24 protein-coding genes and 3 pseudogenes are annotated in these 26127 nt (G+C 56.7%); 16 read left to right on the forward strand and 11 right to left on the reverse strand.

The window, feature by feature from the left end; genetic code table 11:
- Positions 1–38 precede the first annotated feature (38 nt).
- The gene (locus NHU87_RS02075; RefSeq protein WP_253545132.1) at positions 39–1133 is read right to left on the reverse strand and encodes an alpha/beta hydrolase; all 1095 of its coding nucleotides are present in this window, start codon (positions 1131–1133) and stop codon (positions 39–41) included.
- A 154-nt stretch (positions 1134–1287) separates the two neighbouring features.
- Positions 1288–2301, reverse strand: a complete 1014-nt coding sequence (locus NHU87_RS02080) for a GlxA family transcriptional regulator (RefSeq protein WP_253545134.1) — start codon at positions 2299–2301, stop codon at positions 1288–1290.
- Between the two features lie 193 nt (positions 2302–2494).
- Here NHU87_RS02080 and NHU87_RS02085 point away from each other — a divergent pair, with 193 nt between their 5' ends.
- Positions 2495–2716, forward strand: a complete 222-nt coding sequence (locus tag NHU87_RS02085; RefSeq protein WP_253545136.1) for a hypothetical protein — start codon at positions 2495–2497, stop codon at positions 2714–2716.
- Positions 2717–2791: 75 nt separating this feature from the next.
- Here the strand turns inward: NHU87_RS02085 and NHU87_RS02090 are convergent, their stop codons facing one another.
- A complete protein-coding gene (locus NHU87_RS02090) occupies positions 2792–3526 on the reverse strand; it encodes a hypothetical protein (RefSeq protein ID WP_253545138.1) in 735 nt (244 codons plus the stop codon).
- 174 nt (positions 3527–3700) lie between these two features.
- Here NHU87_RS02090 and NHU87_RS02095 point away from each other — a divergent pair, with 174 nt between their 5' ends.
- On the forward strand, positions 3701–4210 hold the full coding sequence (locus NHU87_RS02095; protein ID WP_253545141.1) for a YkgB family protein: 510 nt from the start codon (positions 3701–3703) through the stop codon (positions 4208–4210).
- A gap of 90 nt (positions 4211–4300) precedes the next feature.
- Here the strand turns inward: NHU87_RS02095 and NHU87_RS02100 are convergent, their stop codons facing one another.
- The gene (locus tag NHU87_RS02100; protein WP_253545143.1) at positions 4301–5152 is read right to left on the reverse strand and encodes an AraC family transcriptional regulator; all 852 of its coding nucleotides are present in this window, start codon (positions 5150–5152) and stop codon (positions 4301–4303) included.
- 255 nt (positions 5153–5407) lie between these two features.
- Here NHU87_RS02100 and NHU87_RS02105 point away from each other — a divergent pair, with 255 nt between their 5' ends.
- The 5 genes from NHU87_RS02105 (at position 5408) to NHU87_RS02125 (ending at position 9752) form a co-directional block, all read left to right on the forward strand.
- Positions 5408–6259, forward strand: coding sequence for a putative selenate ABC transporter substrate-binding protein (locus tag NHU87_RS02105; protein ID WP_253545145.1), 852 nt, complete (start codon positions 5408–5410; stop codon positions 6257–6259).
- Complete coding sequence (locus NHU87_RS02110; protein WP_253545147.1) at positions 6256–7053, forward strand: phosphonate ABC transporter ATP-binding protein; 798 nt, start codon at positions 6256–6258, stop codon at positions 7051–7053. The genes NHU87_RS02105 and NHU87_RS02110 overlap by 4 nt, the downstream gene beginning before the upstream one ends.
- The gene (locus NHU87_RS02115) at positions 7047–7874 is read left to right on the forward strand and encodes a PhnE/PtxC family ABC transporter permease (RefSeq protein ID WP_253545149.1); all 828 of its coding nucleotides are present in this window, start codon (positions 7047–7049) and stop codon (positions 7872–7874) included. Before NHU87_RS02110 ends, NHU87_RS02115 begins: the two co-directional genes overlap by 7 nt.
- A complete protein-coding gene (gene phnE / locus NHU87_RS02120; RefSeq protein WP_253545151.1) occupies positions 7871–8638 on the forward strand; it encodes a phosphonate ABC transporter, permease protein PhnE in 768 nt (255 codons plus the stop codon). The genes NHU87_RS02115 and phnE overlap by 4 nt, the downstream gene beginning before the upstream one ends.
- A 796-nt stretch (positions 8639–9434) precedes the next feature.
- The gene (locus NHU87_RS02125) at positions 9435–9752 is read left to right on the forward strand and encodes a hypothetical protein (RefSeq protein ID WP_253545153.1); all 318 of its coding nucleotides are present in this window, start codon (positions 9435–9437) and stop codon (positions 9750–9752) included.
- A 131-nt stretch (positions 9753–9883) separates the two neighbouring features.
- Here the strand turns inward: NHU87_RS02125 and NHU87_RS02130 are convergent, their stop codons facing one another.
- The 4 genes and pseudogenes from NHU87_RS02130 to NHU87_RS02145 all read right to left on the reverse strand — a co-directional run bounded on the left by NHU87_RS02130 (position 9884) and on the right by NHU87_RS02145 (position 13809).
- Entirely contained in the window at positions 9884–10465 is a 582-nt protein-coding gene (locus tag NHU87_RS02130; RefSeq protein WP_253545155.1) for an HD domain-containing protein, read from the reverse strand.
- Between the two features lie 118 nt (positions 10466–10583).
- A pseudogene (locus NHU87_RS02135) lies at positions 10584–11139 on the reverse strand (helix-turn-helix domain-containing protein).
- 379 nt (positions 11140–11518) lie between these two features.
- Positions 11519–11977: an HvfA family oxazolone/thioamide-modified RiPP metallophore gene (locus NHU87_RS02140; RefSeq protein WP_253545157.1), complete on the reverse strand. Its 459-nt coding sequence runs from the start codon at positions 11975–11977 to the stop codon at positions 11519–11521.
- Positions 11978–12597: 620 nt separating this feature from the next.
- Positions 12598–13809: a multidrug effflux MFS transporter gene (locus tag NHU87_RS02145; protein ID WP_253545619.1), complete on the reverse strand. Its 1212-nt coding sequence runs from the start codon at positions 13807–13809 to the stop codon at positions 12598–12600.
- A 607-nt stretch (positions 13810–14416) separates the two neighbouring features.
- Between NHU87_RS02145 and NHU87_RS02150 the strand changes: the two genes are divergently transcribed.
- From NHU87_RS02150 to NHU87_RS02160, 3 genes are all read left to right on the forward strand, one after another.
- On the forward strand, positions 14417–15340 hold the full coding sequence (locus NHU87_RS02150; RefSeq protein WP_253545159.1) for an enoyl-CoA hydratase/isomerase family protein: 924 nt from the start codon (positions 14417–14419) through the stop codon (positions 15338–15340).
- Positions 15341–15535: 195 nt separating this feature from the next.
- Positions 15536–16567 (forward strand): NADPH-dependent aldehyde reductase Ahr, encoded by a 1032-nt coding sequence (gene ahr / locus NHU87_RS02155; RefSeq protein ID WP_253545161.1) that lies wholly within the window; start codon positions 15536–15538, stop codon positions 16565–16567.
- Positions 16568–16676: 109 nt separating this feature from the next.
- Positions 16677–17075, forward strand: a complete 399-nt coding sequence (locus tag NHU87_RS02160) for a tautomerase family protein (RefSeq protein ID WP_253545162.1) — start codon at positions 16677–16679, stop codon at positions 17073–17075.
- 245 nt (positions 17076–17320) lie between these two features.
- Here NHU87_RS02160 and NHU87_RS02165 read toward each other — a convergent pair.
- A pseudogene (locus NHU87_RS02165) lies at positions 17321–17608 on the reverse strand (hypothetical protein); the annotation flags it as partial.
- Positions 17609–17753: 145 nt separating this feature from the next.
- Between NHU87_RS02165 and NHU87_RS02170 the strand changes: the two are divergent.
- Positions 17754–19613 carry an ABC transporter ATP-binding protein gene (locus tag NHU87_RS02170; RefSeq protein ID WP_253545163.1) on the forward strand — a complete coding sequence of 620 codons (1860 nt, stop codon included), beginning with the start codon at positions 17754–17756 and terminating at the stop codon, positions 19611–19613.
- Between the two features lie 146 nt (positions 19614–19759).
- A complete protein-coding gene (locus NHU87_RS02175) occupies positions 19760–20020 on the forward strand; it encodes a hypothetical protein (RefSeq protein WP_253545165.1) in 261 nt (86 codons plus the stop codon).
- An 865-nt stretch (positions 20021–20885) separates the two neighbouring features.
- Here NHU87_RS02175 and NHU87_RS02180 read toward each other — a convergent pair.
- A complete protein-coding gene (locus NHU87_RS02180; protein WP_253545167.1) occupies positions 20886–21674 on the reverse strand; it encodes an alpha/beta fold hydrolase in 789 nt (262 codons plus the stop codon).
- Positions 21675–22008: 334 nt separating this feature from the next.
- Between NHU87_RS02180 and NHU87_RS02185 the strand changes: the two genes are divergently transcribed.
- The 4 genes and pseudogenes from NHU87_RS02185 to NHU87_RS02200 form a co-directional block, all read left to right on the forward strand.
- A complete protein-coding gene (locus tag NHU87_RS02185; RefSeq protein WP_253545169.1) occupies positions 22009–22656 on the forward strand; it encodes a hypothetical protein in 648 nt (215 codons plus the stop codon).
- Positions 22657–23479: 823 nt separating this feature from the next.
- On the forward strand, positions 23480–23731 hold the full coding sequence (locus NHU87_RS02190) for a hypothetical protein (protein ID WP_253545171.1): 252 nt from the start codon (positions 23480–23482) through the stop codon (positions 23729–23731).
- Between the two features lie 99 nt (positions 23732–23830).
- Positions 23831–24181 (forward strand): DUF7079 family protein, encoded by a 351-nt coding sequence (locus NHU87_RS02195; RefSeq protein WP_253545173.1) that lies wholly within the window; start codon positions 23831–23833, stop codon positions 24179–24181.
- Positions 24182–24250: 69 nt separating this feature from the next.
- Positions 24251–24471, forward strand: a pseudogene (locus tag NHU87_RS02200) (sodium/glutamate symporter); the annotation flags it as partial.
- Positions 24472–24508: 37 nt separating this feature from the next.
- On the opposite strand, the gene NHU87_RS02205 reads toward NHU87_RS02200, so the two are convergent.
- Positions 24509–26125, reverse strand: a complete 1617-nt coding sequence (locus NHU87_RS02205; protein WP_253545175.1) for a PEP/pyruvate-binding domain-containing protein — start codon at positions 26123–26125, stop codon at positions 24509–24511.
- Between the last annotated feature and the right edge of the window lie 2 nt (positions 26126–26127).

Consider the following 26127-nt stretch of genomic DNA (forward strand, 5'->3'; position numbering starts at 1 on the left):
GATTCCGAGGGGCACGGCAGCCATCGCCGTGCTCGCAGTCAATCCAGGTCTTTTTCTGCAAGGAACTTCGAAACCAGATCCGCGATTTCGACGTTGTTGAGGTCCGAGAACGGGAAGTGGCTATTGCCCTTGATCCCGATCTCCGGCAGATGGATGAGTCTTACGTCACCGCCATGCCGGTTCACCGTATCTCGCCACAGGCGCGCCATTTCAAGCCGGGCACGCCAGCTATCCTGCGCCGGTAAACGAACCGGTTTGTCGGGGATGTTGTCGCCGTAGAAGATGACAATGGGGATGCGGGTCAGCGCTTCGAACTGCGTCTTCGATACGACTTGCGCCGAGAGTGTGTCGAAAGCGCTGGGAATCGGCGCGGGAACCTCCCCCTCTGGAAACACGAAGCTGCTACCCGGTTCGAACGCGACGATGGCCCGCACATTGCGGCTCTTGATCGCCGTCAGCCAACCGGGCCCGCCACCCTGCGAATGGGTGAACAGGAGGGCCGGACCCGTTTTTTCCAGCAGCGCGGAAACACCCTCGGAGACGACCTCAATCTCGTAAGGACCGGTGTTGGGCGTCATCGAACGGAAGAACTGCTCCTGCGCCTCCTGCCCACGCGGAAACTGGCTGCCCTTGAAGATCTCGGGCCACAGACCGATGCGAAACTGGTTGAACCACAGCTGCTCGTCCGCCACCGGTTTGATCGTCGTTTCAACCAGACTGCGGCCCGCATCGCCACGGCGCGGCTGCTCGATCAGCCAGGTGGAGAAGCCACGACGCAGGAAGATGTTCTGGAATCCTTCACGTCCGTCAGCCGTCGTTTCCCAGGATTTCGCAGACTGCCCCGCGCCATGCCACATGACAATCGGGAGCGGGCGCGCGTCAACCGGAACCTGGTAGAACGCATACACGTGGTCGCCGTGATAGGTTTGGCCATCGGGCTTGGTCGGTGTGTACGGATCGAAGATACCCGGTTGAGTGATCAGCCCACCGCCGACCATCAGGCTCCCCTGATCCTTGATGACTAGCGGACTGCGATCACCCGCATTCACCACCGCCCAGCTGCACAAAGCGAAACAAAGAGTGCCCACCCTCGCTACGGCGGGCACGTATTTGCGGATGATGTGTCGGGTCATGGCTTGCTCTCGGCTTGAAATCACAGAGAAGCAAGTTACCCTTCGACTATTGATTGATAAATAGTACTAATCGGATAGCACTGATACCAAAATCACATAAGTCGGTGAGCCAAAACTCACTCGGTAGCAGGCTCTTGGTGAACGATGGGGACTTTTACTTTACCAACCGTTTTTCCTTGGAAGGCCTGTAGCCGAAGTACGAGCTATAGCACTTGCTGAAATGACTGGGCGACACAAAGCCACAGGCAACCAGCACGTCTACCTGGGACAGCTCTGTGTGTTGAAGCAGTCGACGCGCTTCGGTGATGCGCAGCTCCATGTAATATCGCTGCGGCGTTGTCCCGAGCTGTTCCTTGAACAAGCGTTCGAGTTGTCGCCGGGAACGGCCCGCGTAGACCGCCAGTTGCTCCAGCTCCAGAGGCTCTTCGAGGTTGGCGTCCATCAGCTTGACCACCTCTCGCAACGGCGCGCTCACACAGATATTTTCAGCCGGTTTGATGCGCCGGTAGCGAGACTCCTCGAAAGCAAGAATGTCCTCGATACCCTCGACGAGCGCTTTATCATGCAGTTCCTTGATCCAGTCCAACGCCATATGAAATGCGCCAGAGGGGCTGGACGCGGTGAGCCGGTCTCGATCGATGACATAAGGCTCACTGGTGACATGCGTCGCCTTGGAGATTTCCGCGAGTGCGGGGCGATGTTCGGGGTGAATGGCGCAACGGTATCCATCGAGCAGGCCTGCGCTGCCCAGGAACCATGCGCCATTCCACAACCCGGCCAGACTGACGCCCTGATCTGCCGCCATCCGCAACAGGCTGATGAACTCATCAGTCGCCTTCAGCTCTGTCCTGTAGCCGCCGCAAATAACCAGCAGGTCCAGGTTGTGAATGGCTGAAGAATCGATGCGTGCATCCGGCCGAATGACCAGGCCCAGATCGCTGATGACCTCCCCTTCATTCAAGCCGAACGTTCGGGAAGAGAACAACCCGGGGCGCAGAAGATTCGCGGTAACAATCGTATCCAGTGCTTGGGTGAAGGCAGGCAGCGAGAAATGCTCGAGCAGCAAAAAGCCCGCCCGAGTCATTCGAGCAGGCTCACCCGTGTTTTCATTCAGATAGCGGAGGTTTTTGCCCTTCATGCCTCCGCTGAATTGACGTCGTTCAATCAATGTTCGACCCACTCGGTTACGTTAACCAACCTGTCATTTGGTGCGCTGATAAAGCGTCATGCTACCTGCAGAAACTCGAAAAGCCCTAGCGCCATTATGCAACGATCAGTCGGTTGGCCGGGGACGAGACGTTGAAAAACCCGAACTCCCTCCATACCGCTGTATCCAATGTATAGGCCAATGGAGGTGCGATATGAACAATGATGACCGTGTTAATGACGAGGAATCAGAAACGACCTCGAACGCCCCGCCTACCGATACGTCTGGCAAACCCGACGATGTGGTCGAAAGCGAGCTTGAGGACCGCGACAGCGACGCCGAAAGTTTAGATGAAGCGCGAAACCAGGAGCGGGAGGCTGAAGAGCTCAGGCAAAAAATAGCGGAGATAGAACGTAAGGTAGCGGATGGTAATTAGCAAAATGCCGGAGGGGCGAGATCCTCAAATTGCCTGTCGACAAGTGCTCAGTCTTATCGCGGTGCTGTTGTTGGTTTATTGATCGTAACGAATGTCACTGATATCGATAGCCACCAACAGCTGCGACGCGATCGCATGATTATTCGTGTCACGGCGATAGGCCCTGCGCTTGCTGGGCATATGGAGTCCCTGGGCTTGGACATAGTCGTGAACGTATTGGGTAGCGGGAAATCCGCCACTTACGTCGACGCTGTAGTCGTGCCGGCGCAGCAGAAAGTCTTCACCAAAGTAGAAGTCCTGTACCGGACAGTGCGTGACCACGCTCTGCGCAAAGTGCACCCGCAAACGACGCCAACGTTGGTCGCCCTCTTCCCAGGGTTCGACCTCTTCAACCCTGACACCCGGCAGGATGAACAGAAATGGCATCGTCATGTAAGACCACAGCGCGTAACCGTTGAAGTACGCCCGGTGAAGCGGATCCCATGGTGTCGTTTCTCCGTGGTCACGGAAAGACTCCCGCGGATCCGAGCGCTCCGCCACCACCTGGCCATCCGTGGTTTCAATAGCGATTCGATCGGGCGTGTACGCCGTACGTTGGTTCGGGGCTCCGAAAGGCATCACCGACGCTCTCTGCTCATGCAGCCAGACAGTCATCTGACGCGAGTCGCTATCCTGGGTCAGTCCCTTCATGCCCCACAGTGAACCGCCGGTCACAATGCTGGCGCTCACCGTGTTGAACCTGTTCCAGCGTTCTTGTCCGCCATGGGCTATCAGTACCTGTTCAAGCAGATCGCAGTTCTGTTCGTTCATGGCGATAACCCTCTTCGTTTTTGAGCCGGCCCACCCGCGTGGTTTAGACGATCTGCACCGAACGCTGTACGTTCAGAACCCAAGAGAGCGAAGGCTGAGGCAACAATATCCCCACGCCCAACGTCTATCGCGTGGGTTTTAAACCCCTTGGCCAAACCTCTGGAAGCCCACACCATGAACGTCTTGAACATTAACAACGCTAGCAACAACAGCTTACCCAACAGATTATCGCTCGGGGTTAAAACCATGGCGGTTGGCACCTACGGTGCTTACTTTGCACTCGCCATCATCTACTTCTGGTTCGGCGGCATGAAATTCACCCATTACGAGGCGCAGGGGTTGGTTCCGCTTGTGAGCAACAGCCCTCTATTGGGATGGACTTATGACATTTTCAGTGTAGATGTCTTTTCTCGCTTACTCGGAGTCCTGGAGATCTCGATCGGTGCTCTTATTGCGGGTCACCTGCTATCACCCAAGCTTTCTTTAGTGGGTGGAGCGTTGTCTGCCGGACTGTTTTTCACGACGTTGACCTTTATGCTTTCGACACCCGGAGTGGTTGAACCCGGCCTCGGTTTTCCAGCCATTACGGTTGCTCCGGGCCAATTTCTCCTTAAAGACATAGGGTTGCTTGCCGCTTCCATATTCGTGGCGGGCCATTCTCTGGCCAAGTTGGAAACCCGTTGAACTGATAACTTCCCTCCAGGGATGGCCTGAAGCAGTCCGATGCCCTCAGGCCATGTCCTTATCACATACTGTCACGATCACGATCCAGGCTCAGGGGGAGATCAAGCGCTCCGCCCCCTCTCGCGTCAGCGATTTCATCCAGTCCCGGGGGCTGCTGCCCGTCTTGCGGCGAAACGCACGAGCAAGCGCTGAAGGACTTTCATAACCGACTTCGTCGGCGATCAGCGTAATCGGGCGGCCTTCACGCAGGCGTTTCTGCGCGAGGCTGATCCGCCAGCTCAGAAGATAATCCGCGGGTGTCTGCCCGATAACGGATCGAAAATGCGCGGCATAGGCGGCGCGCGACATGTTCGACTCACTCGCCAGTTCTGCAACTGACCAGGCATGATGGGGTGCGTTGTGCATCTGCACCAGAGAGCGCGCCAGCCGCGAATCGGCCAGTCCCGCCATCATTCCGGTACTTAACGCCTGGTGGTCGAGCAGATGCCGGAGCAGCAAGATGATCAGTAGCTCGAATAAGCGATCAAGCATTGCTTCCCTGCCACAATGTCCGGATGCCGCCTCACCGAACAGCCATCTCAATGTATCGGCCAGCAGCGGCAGCTCATCCAGGGACAGCACCAAAAATTCGGGTAACGAAGCAGACAATGGGTTCCCGACACCACCATCAAATTCCATTGACGCGCACAACAGTCGAGCCCCTTCGGGCTCACTCGGGATGAGTTGATGCCGGCTTGGGCGTGGCAAAAAAATCAGGCTGGGACGGGTCAGTAGCAAGTCGCTGTCATCGGGGCGCCGTAAAGTGACGTGACCTGCCTGCAGCAGGTGAATATGGCCGCGCTGGTCAGCGCCATCGTATGACGCCACATCGCAAAGCTTGCCACTGTGAAACAGGTGGGCGCGGACGCCGAACTGTGACAACAAAGTAGACAAGCGGTCCATATGGAATCTCATGGCAAGATAGAGACGATCAGGATCATATCACCGATAAAACACTGCACGGCTCATCCATCCGAAACCTGGCTCTAGTGTTCGGACTGGTGTGCCATGGATCGTTCAATGCCCTTCGCACAGATTGCAATTGGGCCAAAAACGGTCAATATCGCCCCTTTTCGTCTACCCTCTCAAAGCGTCAGGTAGCCATCAGCGTGTGTCAGGCGCCTCGACATTCTTTCGTTAACACACCGGAGATCTTCCATGCTCAAGCGTACCCTGGCATTGGCCATCGGCTTGACCCTGTCATTTTCCACCCTATTGGCGCAGGCCGCCGATACGCTGAAAGTCAGCGCAATTCCCGATGAAGCCCCTACCGAACTGCTGCGCAAGTTCAAGCCACTTGGCGCCTATCTGGAACAACAGTTGGGCATGAAGGTTGAGTTCGTGCCCGTCAGCGACTACCCGGCCGTGGTCGAGGCGCTGGCCACCGACCGCATCGACCTGGCCTGGCTGGGCGGCTTCACGTTCGTGCAGGCACGCCTGAAAACCGGCAATGCCATTCCGCTGGTACAGCGCGAACAGGACGCCAAATTCACCAGCAAATTCATCACCGCCGACCCGGCCGTCAAATCACTCTCTGACCTCAAGGGCAAGACCTTTGCATTCGGCTCGGTGTCCTCCACGTCGGGCAGTCTCATGCCGCGCTACTTTATGCTCAAGGACGGCATCAAGCCTGAAACCTACTTCAGTCGCGTGGGCTACTCCGGTGCCCATGACGCCACTGTCGCGTGGGTCCAGGCCGGCAAGGTGGACGCCGGGGTACTGAACGCCAGCGTGTGGGAAAAACTGGTCGCCGCCGGCAAGGTCGACACCACCAAGGTCAAAGTGTTTGCGACCACCCCGGCCTACTTCGACTACAACTGGACGGTGCGCGGAACCCTCGACCCGGCGCTGGCGGCCAAGATCAAGGCAGCCTTCCTGGCGCTCGATCCGGCGAAGCCTGCGGACAAGGAAATTCTGGACCTGCAGGCCGCCAGCCGATTCATCGAAACCAAGCCTGAGAACTACAAAGGCATCGAGGAAGCCGCACTCGCCGCCGAACTGCTCAAATGACATTGCATCTGACCCAGGTCAGCCTTACCCACGCCAATGGCGTCCAGGCGCTGCGTGGCGTGGACCTGCACATCGGTGCAAGTGAACAGGTCGCCATCATCGGCCCGTCCGGCGCGGGCAAGTCGAGCCTGCTCAACTTGCTCGCCACTGCCTTGCGACCGGGCAACGGCGAGCTGCAAGTGCTCGGCGAGCGAGCCTGGCAGCTTTCTGCCCGTCAGCGTCAACGTCTGCGCGCGCGCATCGGCCTGATCCATCAGTCGCCTCCCCTGCCACCGCGCCAACGCGTGGTCACTGCGGTTCTGGCCGGAAAGCTGGGTCAATGGGGCTTGGGCAAGAGCCTGTTGAACCTGGTGCATCCACTGGATATTCCGGGTGCACGCGCGGCATTGGCCAGGCTGGACCTGAGCGACAAATTGTTCGCGCAATGCCAGCAACTGTCCGGTGGACAGTTGCTGCGCGTGGGCATTGCCCGCGTTTTGTACCAAGCGCCCGAGGTGTTGCTGGCCGATGAGCCGGTATCGGCCATGGACCCCGTGTTGGCCCAGCACACGCTTTCGGTGCTCTGCAGCCATGCCCGGCAACACAACGTCACCCTGGTTGCCAGCCTGCATGCGGTGGAACTGGCCCTGGCGCACTTTTCGCGCATCATCGGCTTGCGTGATGGACAGATCCTGTTCGACCTTCAAGCCAGCGAAGTCGACCGAGAGTTGCTGGACAAGCTCTACGCCAACGAACAATTGCTCTCCCCACCGATTGCTCCGGCGCCCTTGAGTGTGCAGATTCCCCGATGCTGACCCGTGATACCCGAGATCCGGCCACCCGACCCCGCCTGCTGCTCACCTTGCTGGCCCTTGCCTTGCTGTGGCCGGGCATCCACTTCAGCGAGTTGGACCTCAGCGTGTTGGTGGCGAGTGACAGTCAAAGCGAGATGGGCCGGTTTGTATCCGCCTTCTGGCCACCGGCCCATGGCGAAGAATTCATTAAGCTGTTGTTGCAAGCCACCCTGCAGACCTTGGCCATCGCCACGGCCGGCATGGCCCTGGCGTTGCTGTTGGCAGTCCCCGCCAGCCTATTGGCTAGCCGTGCTTTGTCGCTGTCTGCTGCCTCCCGTGCCGGGCACCCGAGCTATTGGGGCCAACTGCTGCGCTGGCCTGTACGCGGTTTATTGATCTTCCTGCGCAGCGTGCCGGAAATCGTCTGGGCCCTGCTATTCGTGCGCGCCGTCGGCCTCGGCCCGACGGCCGGCGTGCTGGCGATTGCCATTACCTACAGCGGCATGTTGGGCAAGGTCTACGCGGAAATTTTCGAGTCGGTTGACCAGCGTCCGGCTCACGCGCTACTGCAATCGGGCAGTGGTCGGCTCGCAGCTTTTTTCTACGGGATCCTGCCCAATGTCGCTGCGGAGTTGCTGTCATACACGGTGTACCGTTGGGAATGCGCCATCCGCGCCTCGGTGGTGATGGGCTTTGTCGGTGCCGGCGGTTTGGGCCAGCAAATAGATCTGTCGTTACGCATGTTCGCCGGCGGTGAAGTGGCCAGTTTATTACTGACGTTCCTCGTACTGGTGCTGCTCGCCGATCAACTCAGCCGCCTGCTGCGCTGGAGGCTGGCATGAATCGCCTGATCAACCTGGCACTGCTGCTCTGCATCGGCGCAGCGGTAGTCGCCTCGTTCATCTATCTGGGCATCGACCTCGGCGAGCTAGGCGGCACCGGCAATCTGAAGCAGATGGGCGCTTATGCGCAGCGTTTTCTCAGCCCGGATCTGAGCCCCAGCCATCTGCAAGCCATCGGCCACGGCGCATTGGAAACCATTGCCATGTCTGCCCTGGGCACACTGCTGGCGGCGGTATTCGGCCTGCTATTGGCATTGCCCGCGGCCGGGCGCTTCGGCTGGCCATTACAGAGTGCGTCGCGCCTGGTGCTCAACGCCTTGCGCGCGGTTCCGGAACTGGTGTGGGCTGCACTGATGGTCCTTGCCGCCGGTCTCGGCCCCAATGCCGGCACCCTGGCATTAGCCCTGCACACCACCGGCGTGCTCGGTCGGCTGTTCGCCGAAGCGCTGGAAAACACTCCACCAGAACCCGCCGAAGCTATCCGCTTGCAGGGCGGCAATGCCATCTGGGCTTTCTGTTACGGCACACTGCCCAACCTGTTGCCACAGCTACTGGCCTACGTTCTGTACCGCTGGGAAAACAATATCCGCATGGCCAGTGTGCTCGGCTTCGTCGGCGCCGGTGGTTTGGGGCAAATGCTCTATGTCAGCCTCAGCCTGTTCCAGGAAGCCCAAGCCAGCACGGTTATTCTGGTCATGCTGTTACTGGTATTGGCCGTCGATACGTTGAGCAGCTGGAGCCGTCAGCGGTGGGTCAAGGCCTGAGTGCATTCGCGGAACGGCGCAAGCCTGGGCAAACAGCACCAGGAACGACTCGCGCGGCGCCTGTCGTGACCGGCAGAAATCGGCCAGAAGCGACACTGGGATGCGCCTGGAAAACGAGTTGATTCAATGGGCATCAAAATTGACTGTGTGTGCCTACACGATGGCTGATATCTTTCCCGCGCACCAAATCGCGTCCAATCGACGCTGATCCCATCAAGGAAGATAAAAACAATGAAAACATTATTCATCGCTTCGCTCGGGACCGCGTTCCGCGGCCTCTCAATCAAACATTAGAGGCTGCACTGAACATGAATCGCCTACTTCTTTCTACCTCCCTTCTTGCCGCATTCACTGCAGCAATACATATCTTCGTCGGTACGCCGGAAATCGAAGGGCCATTGCTTCAATCTACGCTACCGCAAGAGGTGAGTCTTCTTCTCTATGCGTGCTGGCATCTAGTCTCTGTGACATTAACGCTGTCTGCCGTAGCCTTCTTTATCTCAGCTCGCACCATTGATACATCCCCACAGCACATGACAAAACTGCTTTCCTGTATGTGGCTTTGTTTTGGCCTGGTATTTATCGCCGTGGCGTTGCTGTACTCCGACGTCTCAATGCTGATCAAGCTACCCCAATGGACTTTACTGTTACCTGTAGGTGCTCTTGGTCTCTGGGGTTCCTCTGACAAAGGGTTCAAATCGCTTCGCTCTCTGGGATCAAGTTCCGCGGCCCCTTGATGAGCCTGCTGAAAACCCGGACCAGGTGCTCACCGACAACGTCGATCGATGGCTGATTTATGATCGTCATCGCAGTCATCACTTTTTTCTCCAGACAAAAAATCCCGCACCAGGCGGGACTCATGGCTAAGCTGTACGCTTTACGCATGGAGGCATTTATGAAGTACACAACAGTTTTACTGGGTGTCGCTTTGCTCGGTGGCTGCTCTTCGTACAATGAGCGCGGCACCGGCGAAGGCGGGAGAGAAATAACCAACAAGGGCTACACCGTCCGCTGTGACGCGACACCCGCCAATCAGCCAGGTTGCTATACGCCGCCGCCATCGTGGGCCTGGTGGCCCTCAGACAGCATCCAATTCAAGTTGGGCGCGAACTGACACGTTCGGTTCGGCATTGATGAAGGCAGGACCGCCATCAAGGAGACGGTCAGTTGATTGGAGCGTCGCAATGCATTGACAGGAACGCTGCTTCGGTCAGTCGGGCGATGGTGCCGATGCCTTGGGCTTGTTCATTGCGGATTGTCATGTTCACTGATGTTTTCTTTGGTGTCCTGGTCGATGATGCTGCGAAGCACCTCAAATAGAGGGTTGGCATCAGTGTATTTTTTGCCATAGGCCAGATTGAATTCGTAATCGAAGTCCGGTGGGTTCTTGCCCTGATTGTGCTGAAGGATTGTCTCCAGTTTGTCTAGCGCCTTGACGGCTTTCGCCTCTGGCGACAGCGCGTCCTCATAGTCATCCCAGAGCGCCAGGATCTCAGCTTTTAGCGTTTCATCCAGTGCATTGGTCAAGACCAGAAGATCGTTTCTCTCTTGCTCGCTTTTGTTGGGAAACGATTCTTTGCTGACGGCAGGAATGTCTCCATTGATGGCCTCTCCCAAGTCGTGAATGACGCACATCTTGAGCATTTTCAGCCTATCGAGACCGGACAGTTGATCCTCGAAAACAATGGCCATCAGGCAAAGGCGCCAGCTATGTTCTGCCGTGCTTTCGGTGCGCCCGGAAGAGGTATGCGCGCTTCTGAGTACATCCTTGAGCTTTTCCGCCTCGCGTAGAAATTCGAGGCGCCTTTTGATTTTTTCGATGTCCATAAACCCCTCTGACTCAGTCGGCGAACAGCGTGCCGTTCACCCTTGTTGAGGCCAGACTAGATCTGAAGTTGTTCAGCGTCCACGCATAAAATATGCGTGCAAAAGGGGATGCGATCAGTCAGAGCGTCTCTACCAAACGTGCTGCTGTTCCGTCTGAGAGTGGGATACGTGTCCAGCGACAGGCTCTGGCTGATAGGAACGAGGAGAGAGTCATTGGTGCCGGTTATAAATTCCAGCGCTGGTGGTGCGAAAGCTTCCCGCCATCCCGATTCATCTAGAGCGAACTCCTTGCTAATGATCCCTGGCGTTGCAAAGCGCCATAGCGAACGACCAAGCAGTTCGCTAATCGGGCTGGCGAATTGGGCTGCGCGCGACGGGGAGCAAGCCAGCAAACGATGCGTCAGATCACAAATGAGATGAACGGGACGTGAGCTTTGCCTGACCAGCCGAGCCAACGCTTGATCGGCGGCTGCATCGAGGCGAGCGGCCAGCAATTGCTCAAGCTTTTCGTGTGCGAGGGGGTCCATTGCCTGTACGCCACTTTCCCAGCGAGAAATGGTCGATTGGGTGACGCTGAACAACTCCGCGGCATGGGATTGTTTTACGCGGTGTAGCAGACGCCATCGCCTGAGCGCAACGCCAGGCAAAGCTGGCTTTAGCAACATGTCAGGCATTTCGGATTCCGGAAGAGTGACGGGTTGGCTAGTTTGATTTATGCAGGGCCATGCTGCAAATTGGTTGGATAAATGGAACCGGCTGGAAGGTGCTCCCTTTGCAACGATTTTGTCGGCGCTTGCTTATAACTTCTCTCTGAATGACTGCTTCTGGCCGATTTCTACCGGCGTCAACGGCAGCGATGGGTCAACCCCAGCGCGGTATGCGTTGAGATTGGAGACAGTGTGCCTTTTGTTTCACGCTTGGGGCTTCTGAACGCTCGTATTTAGCGCAGAACGTCTTTATTCATCAACAGGTTTTGGAGGAGTGATCATTCGTGCCTAGTTAACCAAAAAAAGCCTCCGAAAAAGACGGAGGCGATATCACGAAAAAGTAGTATCACTCTTTTGTCGAAAATAGACCTTTTGGCAGCTCTTTACCATTTTCGTTGTAAGCGGCCTTGACGCTAATATAAGACTCCATTTCGTCGATATAGCCATCTTTATTAGTGTCTTTTTTTGCAAATACTGCTTGAGCGCCTGGTGCAACAACCAGGAACTCTGCAAGCGAGACTCGAGCATCATGATCGGTATCAATCGAATTGAAAATCGCGTCGCCACACTTGCCTTCACCGCATTTTCCTTCAGCGGTGGTTGCCTTCGAGGGTTTGGCGTTGGTTTCACTGGAACCGCATTTGCCCTCGCCACATTTACCTTCCGAGGCTTTATCTGCAGCGGCTAGTTGATAACCCTGAGGCAATGCTTCTACGGCAAAGGCGGCGGATGACGCTAAGCTAATGCCGGACAGGGCAAGAGCTGCCAAGCCGAGGCTTGTTTTATTCGAGAACGAACGGGACATATTACTTCTCCGGATATTGTTGCGCGACCAAGCCGCGCAGGACATGCCAGAAAGGGAAAAACCTCTAGAAGGTAAAAGGCAAAACGGATGAAACCAGAAATCTCTGGCGACATACGCGCAACCACGTTTACTTCAACAGGCAGATCTCATTTGGGCGAAATCATTTAGCCGTAGCCCTGTATCCTTGATGTATCGGTAAAATGGGTATTTGTAAGTCAATGTTTAAAAGTTTCTTCGGGATACAATAAAATACATATATATGATTCAATTCAGCAACAGATACTAAATTTTGAATTAGGGTTCTGGGCCTCTTCACCCAGTTTGGCCTTTTGCCTCTCATTTCATGGTTAGTACCTATGGCAGTGATCGGCTAACCGTTCAAAAATCCAATTACGCTGGGTTTGCATTGCACAGAGCAAACCACCGTGGTCAGCAGCAGGTTTCAAATCTTGAATGACGTAAAACGCAACGTGCTGCACTTGCACACACGGTTGTGACTCCATAAAAAATCCGGAGCCTTAAGGCTCCGGATTTTTTTGTGAACTATTGGACACTATCGCAAGCAGCAGGCTTTATCGTGCGGGCCGAATGACCGAGCTGAACTGAACGCCACTGCTGGCTTACTCCGCAAGTGTGGCCTTCGCAGCGGGCGCCTTGCGTGCGCGCATGACCCGGAAGGCTAAGAAACCGGCCACGGCGAAGGCGGCATTCAGAGCGACCATCGGCAAGGCCGAGTCGTCCTGAAGTCGACTGAGCAATAGGCCGGAAATAGTCGCGCCAGCCATCTGGGCAAAACCGATAAAGCCCGCCGCCAACCCTGCGCGAGTCGGGTTGGGAATCACCGCGCCAGCGACCGAACCCGGCAAGACCATGCCCGCGCCCAGAGTCAGCACCATCTGTGGCAGCATCAAGCCGAGCACTGATGGGCCGTTAAGTTCATGGAGCACCAGGCCCAGGCTGGCGCCAACCGCAACTAGGCTGGTGCCGATACCCACGATTTTTTCCGGACCGAACTTCATGATCGTACGGTTGGTAAAAATCGCACCAGCGATCATCCCCGAAACGATACCGCCGAAAACCAGGCCATACTGGGTCGGGCTCAAGCCGAGTTGCCCAACGAACACCCGCGAGGAGCCGGCAATAAAGCAGAACATCGCGCCATAGGTGCAGGTAATGGCCATGGAAAAGCTGCGCAAGGATGAGCTTTTAAGTAACACAGCGTAGTTGCTTAAAAGTGTTTTCAACCGACCCGCCTGTGGGTCGCGTTGCAGATTGGTCTCCTTGAAGAACAGCGAGGCGATCAGCGCAAGTGCGCCAAATAATACAGTGGCGAACACAACCGTGCGCCAACCTCCAGCGTGGGTAGCGATCAGCCCGCCAAGCACCGGTGACAGCATGATCGCACTGAGCATGCCAATCACCGTGATGGCCATTATCGGGCCCGCTTTCTCTTTCCAAACATCGCGCACGATGCTCCGCGCCACTACCAACGCAGCGCAGGCACCCAGCCCCTGAAGCGCTCGGCCACCGATGAACTCGGCCATATTCCCTGCAAACGCCATCCATAGAGAAGCAAGCACATAAATGGCGACCCCAGCGAGCAGCAACGGCCGGCGACCGATGCGGTCGGATAGCGGGCCTAAGAAAAGTTGCCCGAGGCCAAAGACAGCGACAAACACTGATAAAGCCGCCAAGGAGGCACCCGGCGCGGCGTTAAGCCCCATCTCAAGGTCTCGCAGGCTAGGGATCAGCAGCTGGGTAGATATTTCACCTAGGCCGCAAAGCCCGATTAGGAGGGCAAGCAACCCACTGGAACGACTAGGATGTTTCATGGCTATTTCCAAGGTGACGTGAGGGAGGCTCGCTCAATCTGTTGGGTTTCTGGCTGGCGCATTAACACGAGGTCGCAAGCGCAAAAAACCCGCGGAATTATGATCATAATAATTTATTGCTGTAAATATGATAGGCATAATTTTACTTGCCGTTTATCTCCTCAGGATCCCTTGGGCACCTTCGCATGCCGAACGCGTTAATAGCTTTGCGTGGAGACTGGCTTAAGCGCCCAGGATCACGACATTGAAAAAATGTGGGCTCAATTGCCAAGACGTGGTGGCTGGCTAAGTAAAGTTACGCTGCTACGCTTGAATTGTCGGAGCTGCCGACAAAAGACGACATGTTCCGGTCAGCCAAAGTTTCCGAGTGATTCGGGATAGATCAACCAGCCTACCGTGAACAACTCTGTCGACACCTGTCCCCTACCGCCGATCGTGCCCAGCCGAGCCGATTTAAAGCGCTTATGCACGAAACCAATGCATGTATTTACTCGCGAAGGAATCGAGCGAAGGGGCGTGAGTTTTAGCGCGCTTCAATTACTACGCAGGCTGCGCACCGCTCAAGCGGGGACCCGCATGCTTTTAGGCAAATCTCATGGAGATTCATATGAGAATTCAGTTGCTTACGGCTGCATTGATCTTCGTTTGCGCGGCGTCATCAGGTGCGGTACTCGCCGGTGACTCCCCCCTTAGTGCGGTTAAACAGGAAATCAAGCTCACGAAGGTCACACCCCAGTACTGGCGTGTCACGTTTCACAACCCTCCGTACAACATCTACGGGCCGGAAACCATGCCGCAGTTGAACGAGGTAGTGACGGCCATCGAGTCCGATCCGAAACTGGTGGTCGTGGTGTTCGACAGTGACGTGCCGGATTTCTACCTGACCCACTATGATTTCGTGCCGCCGTTGACTGATACAACCAGCATGCCCAATGGGCCGACCGGCCTGCCACCGCTACCCGACATGCTGGTGCGATTAAGCAAGGCGCCAGTGGTCTCGATTGTGTCGATACAAGGCCGTGCGACTGGCGTCGGCAGCGAACTCGCCCTGGCCAGTGACATGCGCTTCGCCAGCCGAGAAAAAGCCATTTTGTCGCAATGGGAAATCGGCGCCGCACTGGTTCCCGGAGGTGGCCCGATGGCTCGCCTGCCGCGGCTGATGGGACGAGGGCGGGCACTGGAAGTCCTTTTGACCGGCAATGACATCAATGGCGAGCTCGCCGAGCGTTATGGCTACGTCAATCGCGCCCTACCCGATGCCGAACTCGACACATTCGTCGACACCATGGCTCGCCGCATCGCCCGGTTCGACAAACAGTCAATTGCCGACATCAAGAGACTGGTCGACGCGGCCAGCCTTCCACCCAATGAAGCCATCGCCTCAGAATGGGAAGGTTTCATCGGTTCAGTGAAACGTCCGGCGGCGCAGGCGCGGATCAAGCAATTGATGGAGCTTGGATTGCAGACGAAAGCCGACGTTGAGAAACGCCTGGCGCATTACACCGGCACCTTGGGTGAGGAATCGAAATAGTTTTCACGCTTTTTTGAAGGAGTCGAATGCAATGTTTTGCATAGCTGAAAGCAGGGCTTCGTCTTGCAGATGCAGTTTTTGATTTTTCAAGAGGCTGAAAACGCAACGCCCTGAATCAAACGGGACTTTGTGTCGGCGCCCAAACTTCGTACCAGGCATCACAGCCAAAACCTTCTCCTGATTTGGAGGTATTCGATGAGTACTAGCACCGAACTCGACTCTTTCACCGGTTGGGCTGCTATGGCGGCCGGCGCTCCACTGGAGCTCTATAGCTATAATCCCGGTCCGTTGGGAGATGAAGAGGTAGAGGTCGCTATTGAGTATTGCGGCGTCTGCCACTCTGACCAGTCGATGATCGATAACGAATGGGGGCTGAGCCAATATCCTTTTATCCCCGGTCACGAAGTGGTCGGCAGCATCGTGCGCATGGGTACGCACGTGCGCGGGCTCGACGTAGGGCAACGCGTGGGGATTGGTTGGTACAAGGGCAGTTGCATGCATTGCTCCTCGTGTATCGGTGGCTCACACCACTTATGCGGTACTGTCAAACCCACCATCATTGGTAGCAACGGTGGCTTTGCGGATTACCTGCGTTCGCACTGGGCCTGGGCTGTTCCGTTACCGAAAGAACTCGACCCTGCCATGGCCGGGCCACTGTTCTGCGCTGGCTCGACGGTCTTCAATCCACTTCTGGAATTCGAAGTTAAACCCACTGACCGCGTCGGCGTAGTGGGCATTGGTGGCCTCGGTCATCTGGCACTTCGCTTCCTTAACGCCTGGGGGTGCGAAGTCACGGCCTTTACCTCGACCTTGAACAAACAGGACGAAGCCAAGCGTCTGGGTGCACACAACGTGATTGCCTCGACCGATAGCAATGCACTGAGAGCCATTGCCGGCACCCTGGATTTTCTCTTAGTTAGCGCCAGCGCGGATCTCGACTGGCCGGCCATGCTCGAAACGCTGCGCGGCAAAGGCCGACTGCATTTTGTAGGCATCGTGCCGAGCGCTATTCCAGTACATGTTTTCAACCTGATACCACAACAGAAAAGCTTGTCCGGCTCACCGATCGGTTCGCCCAATAACACGGCAACCATGCTGGAATTTTGCGCACGTCATAATATCCTGCCGCAGGTGGAGATATTCCCCATGAGCCGAGTTAACGAAGCCATCGATCATTTGCGCAGTGGCAAGGCCCGATACCGCGTCGTGCTGGACGCGAACAAATGACAAACCGACGTGGCAAGTGCGCTACACGCACTATCAAATTCGCGCTTGCGATGTATTGACCGCGCGTCTTAAGTACTTGCCCGCCGCCATCTACCTGAGAGGACAATCCATGCCTTCGATCTCGCTCAAACTGTCGGGTCCACGCAATCCCAACTTGGGTCAGCAAGCTATGGTTGTTATCAATCAGCTCACTGCCAAGGTATTGGGCAAACAGCCTGAACTCATGGCAACGACCGTCGAATATATCGCCAATGAGGATTGGTTCATCGCAGGGAAACCGTTATCGCAAGCAGGGGGCAGCGCGTTCCATCTTGTTATCAGCATCACTGACGAGACTAATACAAAAAAAGAAAAAGCGCGTTTTCTCCTTGAGGTTCATTCCGCTATGAAAAAACTACTTCCAGACCTACATGACATTTCCTACGTGTACCTCATCGATGCACGCGCAACAGCCTACGGCTATGGCGGCCGCACGCAGGAATGGCGCCATCAGCAACCCGCCGTGTGAACAATCCCGTTTCCTAGTCGATTACCCGGATCGGCAGTTAATGGTTATGGGCATTGGCGATGTGAGACCGCTGGCTTTTGAAGGCCGCGGTCTCCTCAACATTTTCAATTCGAGTTCAATCGGTATTTCAGTTCAGAACTGTTTGAACACAACCGGTACACAGGCGTCATCAGAGCAGACGCAAACGAATTCCGATTCGTGAATCCCACCGGGCGACGACATAGTCGTTCGCAATGCCGTGTGGGTCGCGAGTGATACTCCAACACAACTTCCAATGGATGGCGCAGTTGCAGGCTGGCAAAGCGCTTCACCTGACTGCGACAGCAATATCCCGTTGCCAGCGCCTCGTTCTTTTCTTTCAGTTTGCCGGCCCAGGACTGCTCAAAAATGGTCCGTGAGTGGCCTTGGTTGCGTGTTTCATGGCCGAAGGTGCCGGACATGCCGCAGCAGCCGGTCGCCTCAGTCGTCAACTTGAGCCCGAGCCGGGCAAAAACGGCTTCCCATTGCGAAGTGCTGGCCGGGACATTGGTTTTCAAAAACCGAGTGGCAACGTCGGCGAGCTGGGGCGGCTGCGGATCTGGCTCTGCGACTGACGAGGCGACCATTAGAGATCAGTTGAGCGAATACCTTTTACATTTCTTGCAGAATCCCCTTAACTTGATCGTTTCGGAGACCACCATGCTTCGCGCATTTGAACAAAGACTCGACCCCTTCCCGCCCGACGAGGTACCACCGCCACCCGAAGGCCTGGCTCGGTTCCTTTGGGCGTGCACTCGGGGCGCCCGCCGCTATATCCTTGCGTTTGCGCTGCTCAGTGCCGGTGTGTCGATCTACGAAGCCTGGTTGTTTTCTTTCCTTGGGCAGGTCGTGGATCTGCTCTCGACCTGGCAGGCAGGTGGTGATGCGGCCGCGCAGGAAAGTCGCGTGTTGTGGGGCATTGGCATCGTAATGGTGGCCAGCATCGGACTGGTGGCGTTGCGTACCATGGTGCAGCACCAGATTTTGGCGATCAATCTGCCGTTGCGGCTGCGTTGGGACTTCCACCGCCTGATGCTGCGGCAAAGCCTTTCGTTTTTTTCCGATGAGTTCTCCGGCCGGGTCACCACCAAGGTGATGCAGACTGCGCTGGCCGTGCGCGACGTGCTGTTCACCCTCATCGAAATCGCCCCCGGGATCGGGGTGTATTTCATCGCAATCATTGCACTGGCCGGCGGCTTTGCACTGAAACTGATGCTGCCTTTCGTTGCCTGGATCGTGTTGTTCGGGCTGGCCATGCTGTACTTCGTGCCTCGCTTGGGGGCAGTCGGGCAGGAACAGGCCAATGCGCGGTCGATGATGACCGGGCGTATCTCGGACGCCTACACCAACATCACTACGGTGAAGCTGTTCTCCCACTCCAATCGAGAAGCGCACTTCGCGCGTGCAGCGATGGAGGACTTCAAGCAAACCGGCTTCCGCCAGATGCGCCTGGTCAGCCAGTTCGAGATCGTCAACCAGGCATTGGCGGTGGCGTTGATCATGGCAGCAGGTGGTTATGCGCTGTGGTTATGGCACCAGGGTGAGGTCGGCGCTGGCGCCGTGGCGGCAGTCACCGCGATGGCGTTGCGTATCAATGGCATGTCGCACTGGATCATGTGGCAAATGACCTCGCTGTTCGAGAGCATCGGCACCGTACAGGATGGCATGGCGACGCTGACCCTGGGCACCAAGGTGCAGGATGCTCCGGGTGCGGGCGTGCTAGTGACCTCTGGCGGCGCAGTAACCTTCGATAATGTGAGCTTCAATTACAATGGCGAACGCCAGGTGCTCAATGGCCTGAGCCTGAGCATTCGCCCGGGCGAAAAAATCGGCCTGGTTGGCCGCTCTGGCGCCGGCAAATCCACGCTTATCAACTTGCTGCTGCGCTTCTATGACGTCGACAGCGGGGAGATTCGCATCGACGGTCAAAACATCGCACACGTGACACAAGATAGCCTGCGCGGCGCCATCGGCATGGTCACCCAAGACACTTCCCTGCTGCACCGTTCCATTCGCGACAACATCGCCTACGGCCGTCCCGACGCGACCGACGCGCAAATCCGCAGCGCCGCGGCGAATGCTCAAGCTGATGGGTTCATCAGCCAACTGAGCGACCGGCAAGGTCACACCGGCTACGACACCTTGGTGGGCGAGCGCGGCATCAAGCTTTCGGGCGGCCAGCGCCAGCGCGTCGCGATTGCCCGAGTGATGCTCAAGAACGCCCCGATCCTGCTACTTGACGAGGCTACCAGCGCGCTGGATTCGGAAGTCGAAGTGGCCATTCAGGAAAGCCTCGATGAAATGATGGAGGGCAAAACCGTCATCGCCATCGCCCATCGGCTGTCCACGATTGCGGCGATGGATCGACTTATTGTCATGGATGATGGCCGCATCATCGAACAGGGCACCCACACCGAATTGCTCGCCAGGAATGGCATCTATGCACGGCTGTGGCACCACCAGAGTGGCGGATTCCTGGGTGAGGATCAGGGGGTTGCCGAGGTTATGGATCAAGAATGAGCGTGAACGGCCCGGGGGGATGATCTGCAAGCGGCTGCTTAGGGTCCGATCGCGGGCCTTCGCGAAAGGCAGAAATCGGCCAAAAGCGGTCACACGTGGATAAACCATGGTGAAAATGGACGTTCAAAAATCTGGGAGGCTGGTGAGTGAATTCACTTAAACTCGTCGTGGGAGTACTGGCCTTAGGTTTTTGGTTTTCTTCATTTTTTGTCTGGAAGTACTTTGATGCTCACGGGCTGAGAACACCGGATCCTCAAAGTGGAAAAATCTACCCGCTGGATACGCACGGATCGGTTGTATATCTAACGTTCCGTGAGCATTACTTTTTGTACGGCTTGATCATCGCCGGCATAGTGTTCTTCCTGCTCAGCGTTGTTTTTTATTTTGTTGGGCGCAAGCAACTATAGTTTGTTCGCCCAAGTTGGGTTCGGTGATCTATATCAGTAACGCACGAGAAAGCGCGCAGAAGTACTCAGAGTGATGATGTATATCGAATTTGGTGAGTACCATTTCGGCTCTTGGGATCCTAGCAGGTTAGAGAGGCCTCCCACTGGTACCTTCTGGTCGCTATTTGCCAGGTATTGATCGACAGCTATGGGTCGTTTTGCGCCAGTCACGACAGGCAGAAAACGGCCAGAAACGGACGCTGGACAGCGCACGACAGCATGTCTCTAAGATCGCAATCCAACGTCATTAACGATGCTGATCACATGTCTACGCCCAGGCTATCCGCTAACGCCCTCAGCTTCAGTGTTACGGCGATGATCTCGTCTTTCGTCATTCCACAATATGTAGGGAGTGATTCGGACGGAATGTGCTGCGCGAGAGCTGGCCCACATGCAATGAGATACCTAAGCTCTCGCTTGGTCACCGTGAGGTTTACACATTCAATATCGGAAAGATCGTCCATTCAAATCCCAAGCGAACCCAGAGCTGTCGTTAATCCACATTTATACGCCTGCGCCTCACAATCTGTCAGTGATGTTCCCAACCACCCTTGGCTAATTGTGCTTTCTGACACTGTCCGCTTTGGGTCGGTTGCGGGCCTTCGCGAAAGGCAGAAATCGGCCAAAAGCAGTCGTTTGGGAGGGGTAATAAATCTGTCTCCTTTTCCCTATGGGAGTGTCTTTACGTAGGGGGCACGAAGCTAACAGGCCGTTAAAAAACTATCTGCGTTGGCAATACTGCGTTAAAGACGGCCTGCTAGCGAGCTTGCACGACCTTAGGCAAGCTCGGATTGCAGCAGGCGTGGGTTGAACATGTCGTTGGCGATCATCCGCGCGGGCTCTCACCGCCGTGCTGCTGGCAGAGGAATTCGCGTATCGCTTCGGCGGTTCGCCTGGCGCTGGTGACCACGAAAAAATGCCCCTCGCCCTGCAGGACATGCAGTTCGGCACGGCGGATGGTGCGGCGTAGGATGTGCGCGTTGTACAGCCGCACCAGGGTGTCGCGTTCGCCGGTGAGAATCAGCGTGCGCTGGCGCAGACGGAACAGCCGCAGCAGGCTGGTCCAGCCGACCAAGGCGGTGAACTGGTGGTAATAGGTCCGCGGGTTGACCGTGATCATGCCGTTCACCACACCGAAGCGCAGCAGCGTCTGTATTGAATTGCGCGAGCCTTCTTGCTTGCGCAGTTTGGCGCTTTTGCTCCTGCCAAAAAAATCCAGGATGTCGGCGGGCTTCACCAGCATTGCCGGACCGGCTGAGGTCGCCGCGAGGATCAGTCGACGCACCATGCTCGGGTAACGCAGGGCGAATTCTTGCGCCAACGCACCGCCCCAACTCACGCCGAACACATCGACCTGGTCGATTCCCAATTGCTTGAGCATCTCAGCGATCAGGTCGGCATGGCGCGGTAGACGCATCGGCCAGCGGGGCATTTGCGATTTGCCGACCCCGGGCACGTCCAACGTAATGGTCTTGTAGTCCACTAGTTCATCGCGCAGGGGATCGAAGGTACGGATCAAACCACCCAGGCCGTTGAGCAAGAGCAGCGGTGAGCCTTGGCCGCGGATTGAAACGTTCAACTGCAAGTCTTTAATGGTTAATTTATGCGTTGTCATGGTTTCCCCCTTGGCCTATCCGCTGTAGACAGCGTCTGGCGTGCATATGATCCCAAGCCACTTTGACGAGGAAAATGCCCAACATCACCCCTGATGAAATTAATCGTGACCGACCTCGATCTGCGAGAGTTGGAGACCTGCTGCCCTTCGTAACAGGCAGAAAACGGCAAGAAGCAGACATTCAGTTCAGAGTGATTGGCACCGCCAATCGGCAGTCTCTCGTCTGTTGATACTCGTCTCAACAGCCTAAGATACGTTTTGAGAACGGCCGGAAAGCTGCGAAAAATTCCAAACCTTTGACTGCCCTGCTATCTGATACGGAGAGCCTGTCACTTTGAATTATGGACAAGACGTTGCAGTTGTTAAGGCCTTTCAAAGGCTTGCGCGATCAATTGACATTGAGTTTCCAGAACGCCTCGCGACTCTAATGGGAATCGCACATACAGGAACGGCAGCACTGAGTAGCCTTGAAGATTTTCTATGGCTTGATGCCGAACAGGCTGAGCGAGAAATCAATGAGTGGCTTAATCCTGATGACCAGCAAGGTCGGACCTTTCTTCCCTTTGCGGCTACAGGCGGTGGTGAGCCTTACTGCGTGGTTCGATTGGAAAACGGCGCTTCGGGGATTGCTCAGGTACTTCATTTTGCACAGCCATCCTCACTTGCCTACGCCGATGTCTCTTCGTTCGTGACAAGGGAGTACGTGCGCGTCGCTAGAGATCTATCTTGGCTACCGCCTAAAGCAGACTTCAGTTTTGCACTGAAAAGTGAAGTGGCATTAATCCATGCCGCCCTACTACCCGCAGATTATTCACTTCTTGAGGCCCTGTTCAGTCGGCAGTGTGTTGCCATGAACTACCAGGCTGGGCCTCGAAGTATCCCGAAAATTGTCCAAGCCTTTATTTCTCAAGAAGAAGAGGAATCTCTAGCCGCCCGACTGCGCCATCCAGACCCAATTGAATTCGAAGCTATTCGCGCCTGAATGCGCTAATTGTCCATTTCGTGCTCGGAGCCTAAAATTGGGCAAGTTATTGGCCAATAATTGACGATTGCGGCCCTTCGCGACAGGCAGAAATGGCCAATGAGGAGACATTAGTTTAGTACGCAACAGTAGTGTGATCGATAGGGCTAAAATCATGATTTTCATCAGATTTGTATGCGTTCGCTCCCTGACCTTCTTGGTCTTGTTGTTCGGACTTGGATTGGGATGTGGTGCAATTCTCTCAGGCTTCGACGTACGGAAACTGCCCTCCCGAGATGAATAGCCGAGCAGGGTCTTTGTTAGTTGATGCGCGCGGAGATTGGTCTTCCCTTCTTAAGCATCAGAGAGTCTTCGCTTCTTGTGATTATGGTGAGCTGGGCGAGGGCTACTCTGAAGCCGTGGCGAACCTCTTCGCCTAAAGATGGGATCAGTTCAGTACATTTGTCGCACTTGCAAAAACACACCCTAACTTTCAAAATTGGGCGATACGACATATCGATGCGACTGTCTCAGATGATGACATGAATAGAATTATATTGAATTCCAATACATGCATTAATAATGCAGCGGTGGAAAAACTTTGCAGGGTTATTCGGCAGAGTGCTGCAAATGCCTTGATGGAATCCGCACGGATGCGACGATAAATTTGAGGGATAGGTTCTACGCCTATGTCAGCGGCAATCCGTTAAGTTACAAACATCTGCTCAGGTTGCGATATTTCTCAGGCAGTCGCCGCAGCCTGGTTTGGTCGCCGGCACTCCCGGGTTGCCGAGCCAGTCCGCCGGCCATACGATTCAATTATTCTTCAGGCGGAGGACTCATTGTGAAGCCGGTGATGCTCCTGACGCGCGTCCTGGCGCCTGCCATCGCTCTGGCGCTGGCATCCGCCGGCCTGCATGCCGACGACCTGTTCGCGCCATTGCGCGACGCCATGGTATGGGAGATCGCCAACATGTCGTCCATCACCCGCGACGATACCGGCAGGGTCGAGTTTGCCGCGCCGGTGATGGCCGGAAAAAGGGGACGGATTTATTTTCACTACTCTAAACGTCCGCTATTGATCAACGGCAACTAAGGGTCGGTTGCTGCCCGTCCTGGCGGCGAATATCTGTCTGAACACTTTCGGCTACTATACCTTCTGGCCGCTGGACTCCGCCAAGCTACGAGATATTGCATGGAAACTGTCGACGCAAACCGCCTGAAGATCTGGCAAGTACTTTCAGAGTTTTTTCTCGATACTGGGATCACCGACTCGACTTTTGACTATGTTGCTCGCGTAGTCTTGGAAACAGGCTATTTGCCACAAGAAATTCACAGCATCCTGTGGGGTGAAGTTTTCCCGGCACTTGAGGGAAACCTCAAATCCATTGCAGGTGAATGGGCGGGATGGACAGATAAATGGTTGTTAGAGCATCTGTCGGTATGTGAGGTCTCTACGAGCAAATTGGGTGACAGCGGCATCATTAAAGAAATCAGAAGATGCTGGGGGCAAGTGGCAATACGGCTTCCGCCGGCATATGCCTGAAACTCGACTTCATTCAATTCCCCTAGTAGCTACCGGCTCCTATCGGCCAAAAACGGTCATTCAGATGGGCAGAACGCACTGGGCATGGGTTTGGCCGAGGCATTTGGACTCGATCCCAAGGCGGGTTTGATGGTGGGTTCTATTTCCCTCACGGGAGGGGTGAGCACCACTCTGGCCTGGGCACCGATTTTCGTCGAAAAGCTGGGAATCAATACGCGCATGAACTGGGCATCGCCAGCAATACTGTCGGCCTGATTGCCGCTTGCGTGATCGGCGGCCCTATCGCCAACTACGAAACCAGCGTTATTGCTTCCGGATTCGGGGGGATTACCTACTCGGGCCATCGCGCCAGCGCCGCAGGTCGGCCAGCCAAGCCTCCGGTCGCTCGATCAGCGTCTCGTACTCGCCGCGCCAGACTTCGCCGCTGTCGCCGTCCAGAGTGATCAGCTCGCCCTCGGCCAGCACCTCGCCGTTGGCGAACTGCAGGTAGCCGCGCTTGGCTTCGACGTGCAGGCTGTTGCAGCCGACCAGGCAGACCTTGTCCAACTGCCGTGCCACCACCGCCGCGTGGGCGGTGCGCCCGCCGCGCACGCTGAGCACGCCGTTGGCCAAGGCGATACCGGCGAGGTCCTGGGTCGCCATCTCTGTCCTCACCAGGATTACCGGCCGACCGGCTTGGTGCAATGCTTGCGCCGCGGCCAGGCTAAGGGCGATACAGCCGCTGGCGACCCCAGGGCTGGCGGTCAGGGCATGCGCCAGCGGCATGTCGCCGGGGCGCAGCGCCAAGTGGCGGCGGCCGACAGCCTCCAGGTCCAGACCCGCGAGCCGTTCCAGGGCGCGCGCCGGGTCGATCTGGCCCTCGCGCACCTGCTCGACCGCTACCACAACCGCCGCCCAGGGCGTGCGCTTGCCCGAGCGGGTCTGCAACAGGTAGAGCACGCCTTCCTCGATGGTGAATTCGAATTCCTGCATGTCCCCGAATGCGGCCTCGAGCACCGTGGCGGCCTCCTGCACCTCGGCCGCCAGCGTCGGCATGCAGCGCTCGAACAGGTCCAGGTCGCCCAGCGCGTGGCGGCCGGAGACGAGGTCCTCGCCCTGGCTGTTGAACTGGAAGTCGACATATAGGCGCTTCTCGCCGGTTGCGGGGTCGCGGCTGAAGGCGACCCCCGAGCCCGAGGTGCCGCCGCTGTTGCCGAACACCATCGCCTGCACCGTGACCGCAGTGCCGAGGCCTTCCGGGATGTCGTTGAGCCGGCGGAAGGTCGCCGCCTTGCCCGAGTCCCAGGATCCGAGGATCGCCAGTACCGCGCCCTGCAGCTGGTCCTGCGGATTCTGCGGGAACTCCTGGCCGGTTACCGCACGGAACAACTCAAGGCTCTCCCGGGTGAGCGCGCGCAGCGCGTGGAAGTCGAACTCCGCCGGGGTGGCGACCCCCGCAGCGGCGAGATGCTGGACGGTCAGATCTTCGAAGCTGTCCGCCGGCGCGGCATGCACCACTTCCGCGTAGCTTCTCACCAGGCGCCGGTAGGAGTCCCACACCAGGCGCGGGTTGCCGGTGGTGCGCAGCACCCCTGCGGTAGTGGCGTCGCACAGTCCGATATTGAGCAGGGTCTCCAGCATGCCCGGCATGGACACCGGCGCGCCGGAACGCACCGACACCAGCAGCGGCCGGCGGAGGCCGCCGAAGCTGCTGCCGCTGCGCTGTTCCAGCCAGCGCATGTGATCCACCAGCGCACCGCCGAGCGTCGGCAGCGCGCCTCCCGCCTGATGCCAGGCCTGGTACCAGTCGGTGGTGAGAACGAAGGCTGGCGGCACCCTCAGGCCGGCCGCGGCCATGCCCGCGAGGTTCCAGGCCTTGACCCCGAGCCGATCGGCGCCGGCCGCCGGTGCCGCCTCGCCGGCACCGATATGGAAGATCTGCTGGGTGAGGGGTAGGTCGTTCATGG

The sequence above is a fragment of the Pseudomonas mandelii genome, assembly GCF_024138395.1.
GTDB lineage: Bacteria > Pseudomonadota > Gammaproteobacteria > Pseudomonadales > Pseudomonadaceae > Aquipseudomonas > Aquipseudomonas mandelii_E.

Bases quoted from the DNA above. Each gene is read 5' to 3' on its own strand.
- NHU87_RS02110 (WP_253545147.1), top strand. From the start codon at position 6,256: ATGACATTGCATCTGACCCAGGTCAGCCTTACCCACGCCAATGGCGTC.
- NHU87_RS02150 (WP_253545159.1), top strand. From the start codon at position 14,417: ATGAGAATTCAGTTGCTTACGGCTGCATTGATCTTCGTTTGCGCGGCG.
- NHU87_RS02105 (WP_253545145.1), top strand. From the start codon at position 5,408: ATGCTCAAGCGTACCCTGGCATTGGCCATCGGCTTGACCCTGTCATTT.
- NHU87_RS02085 (WP_253545136.1), top strand. From the start codon at position 2,495: ATGAACAATGATGACCGTGTTAATGACGAGGAATCAGAAACGACCTCG.
- NHU87_RS02115 (WP_253545149.1), top strand. From the start codon at position 7,047: ATGCTGACCCGTGATACCCGAGATCCGGCCACCCGACCCCGCCTGCTG.
- NHU87_RS02075 (WP_253545132.1), bottom strand. From the start codon at position 1,133: ATGACCCGACACATCATCCGCAAATACGTGCCCGCCGTAGCGAGGGTG.
- phnE (WP_253545151.1), top strand. From the start codon at position 7,871: ATGAATCGCCTGATCAACCTGGCACTGCTGCTCTGCATCGGCGCAGCG.
- NHU87_RS02195 (WP_253545173.1), top strand. From the start codon at position 23,831: ATGGAAACTGTCGACGCAAACCGCCTGAAGATCTGGCAAGTACTTTCA.
- NHU87_RS02170 (WP_253545163.1), top strand. From the start codon at position 17,754: ATGCTTCGCGCATTTGAACAAAGACTCGACCCCTTCCCGCCCGACGAG.
- NHU87_RS02180 (WP_253545167.1), bottom strand. From the start codon at position 21,674: ATGACAACGCATAAATTAACCATTAAAGACTTGCAGTTGAACGTTTCA.
- NHU87_RS02205 (WP_253545175.1), bottom strand. From the start codon at position 26,125: ATGAACGACCTACCCCTCACCCAGCAGATCTTCCATATCGGTGCCGGC.
- NHU87_RS02100 (WP_253545143.1), bottom strand. From the start codon at position 5,152: ATGGACCGCTTGTCTACTTTGTTGTCACAGTTCGGCGTCCGCGCCCAC.
- NHU87_RS02125 (WP_253545153.1), top strand. From the start codon at position 9,435: ATGATCGTCATCGCAGTCATCACTTTTTTCTCCAGACAAAAAATCCCG.
- NHU87_RS02145 (WP_253545619.1), bottom strand. From the start codon at position 13,809: ATGAAACATCCTAGTCGTTCCAGTGGGTTGCTTGCCCTCCTAATCGGG.
- ahr (WP_253545161.1), top strand. From the start codon at position 15,536: ATGAGTACTAGCACCGAACTCGACTCTTTCACCGGTTGGGCTGCTATG.
- NHU87_RS02095 (WP_253545141.1), top strand. From the start codon at position 3,701: ATGAACGTCTTGAACATTAACAACGCTAGCAACAACAGCTTACCCAAC.
- NHU87_RS02160 (WP_253545162.1), top strand. From the start codon at position 16,677: ATGCCTTCGATCTCGCTCAAACTGTCGGGTCCACGCAATCCCAACTTG.
- NHU87_RS02090 (WP_253545138.1), bottom strand. From the start codon at position 3,526: ATGAACGAACAGAACTGCGATCTGCTTGAACAGGTACTGATAGCCCAT.
- NHU87_RS02140 (WP_253545157.1), bottom strand. From the start codon at position 11,977: ATGTCCCGTTCGTTCTCGAATAAAACAAGCCTCGGCTTGGCAGCTCTT.
- NHU87_RS02130 (WP_253545155.1), bottom strand. From the start codon at position 10,465: ATGGACATCGAAAAAATCAAAAGGCGCCTCGAATTTCTACGCGAGGCG.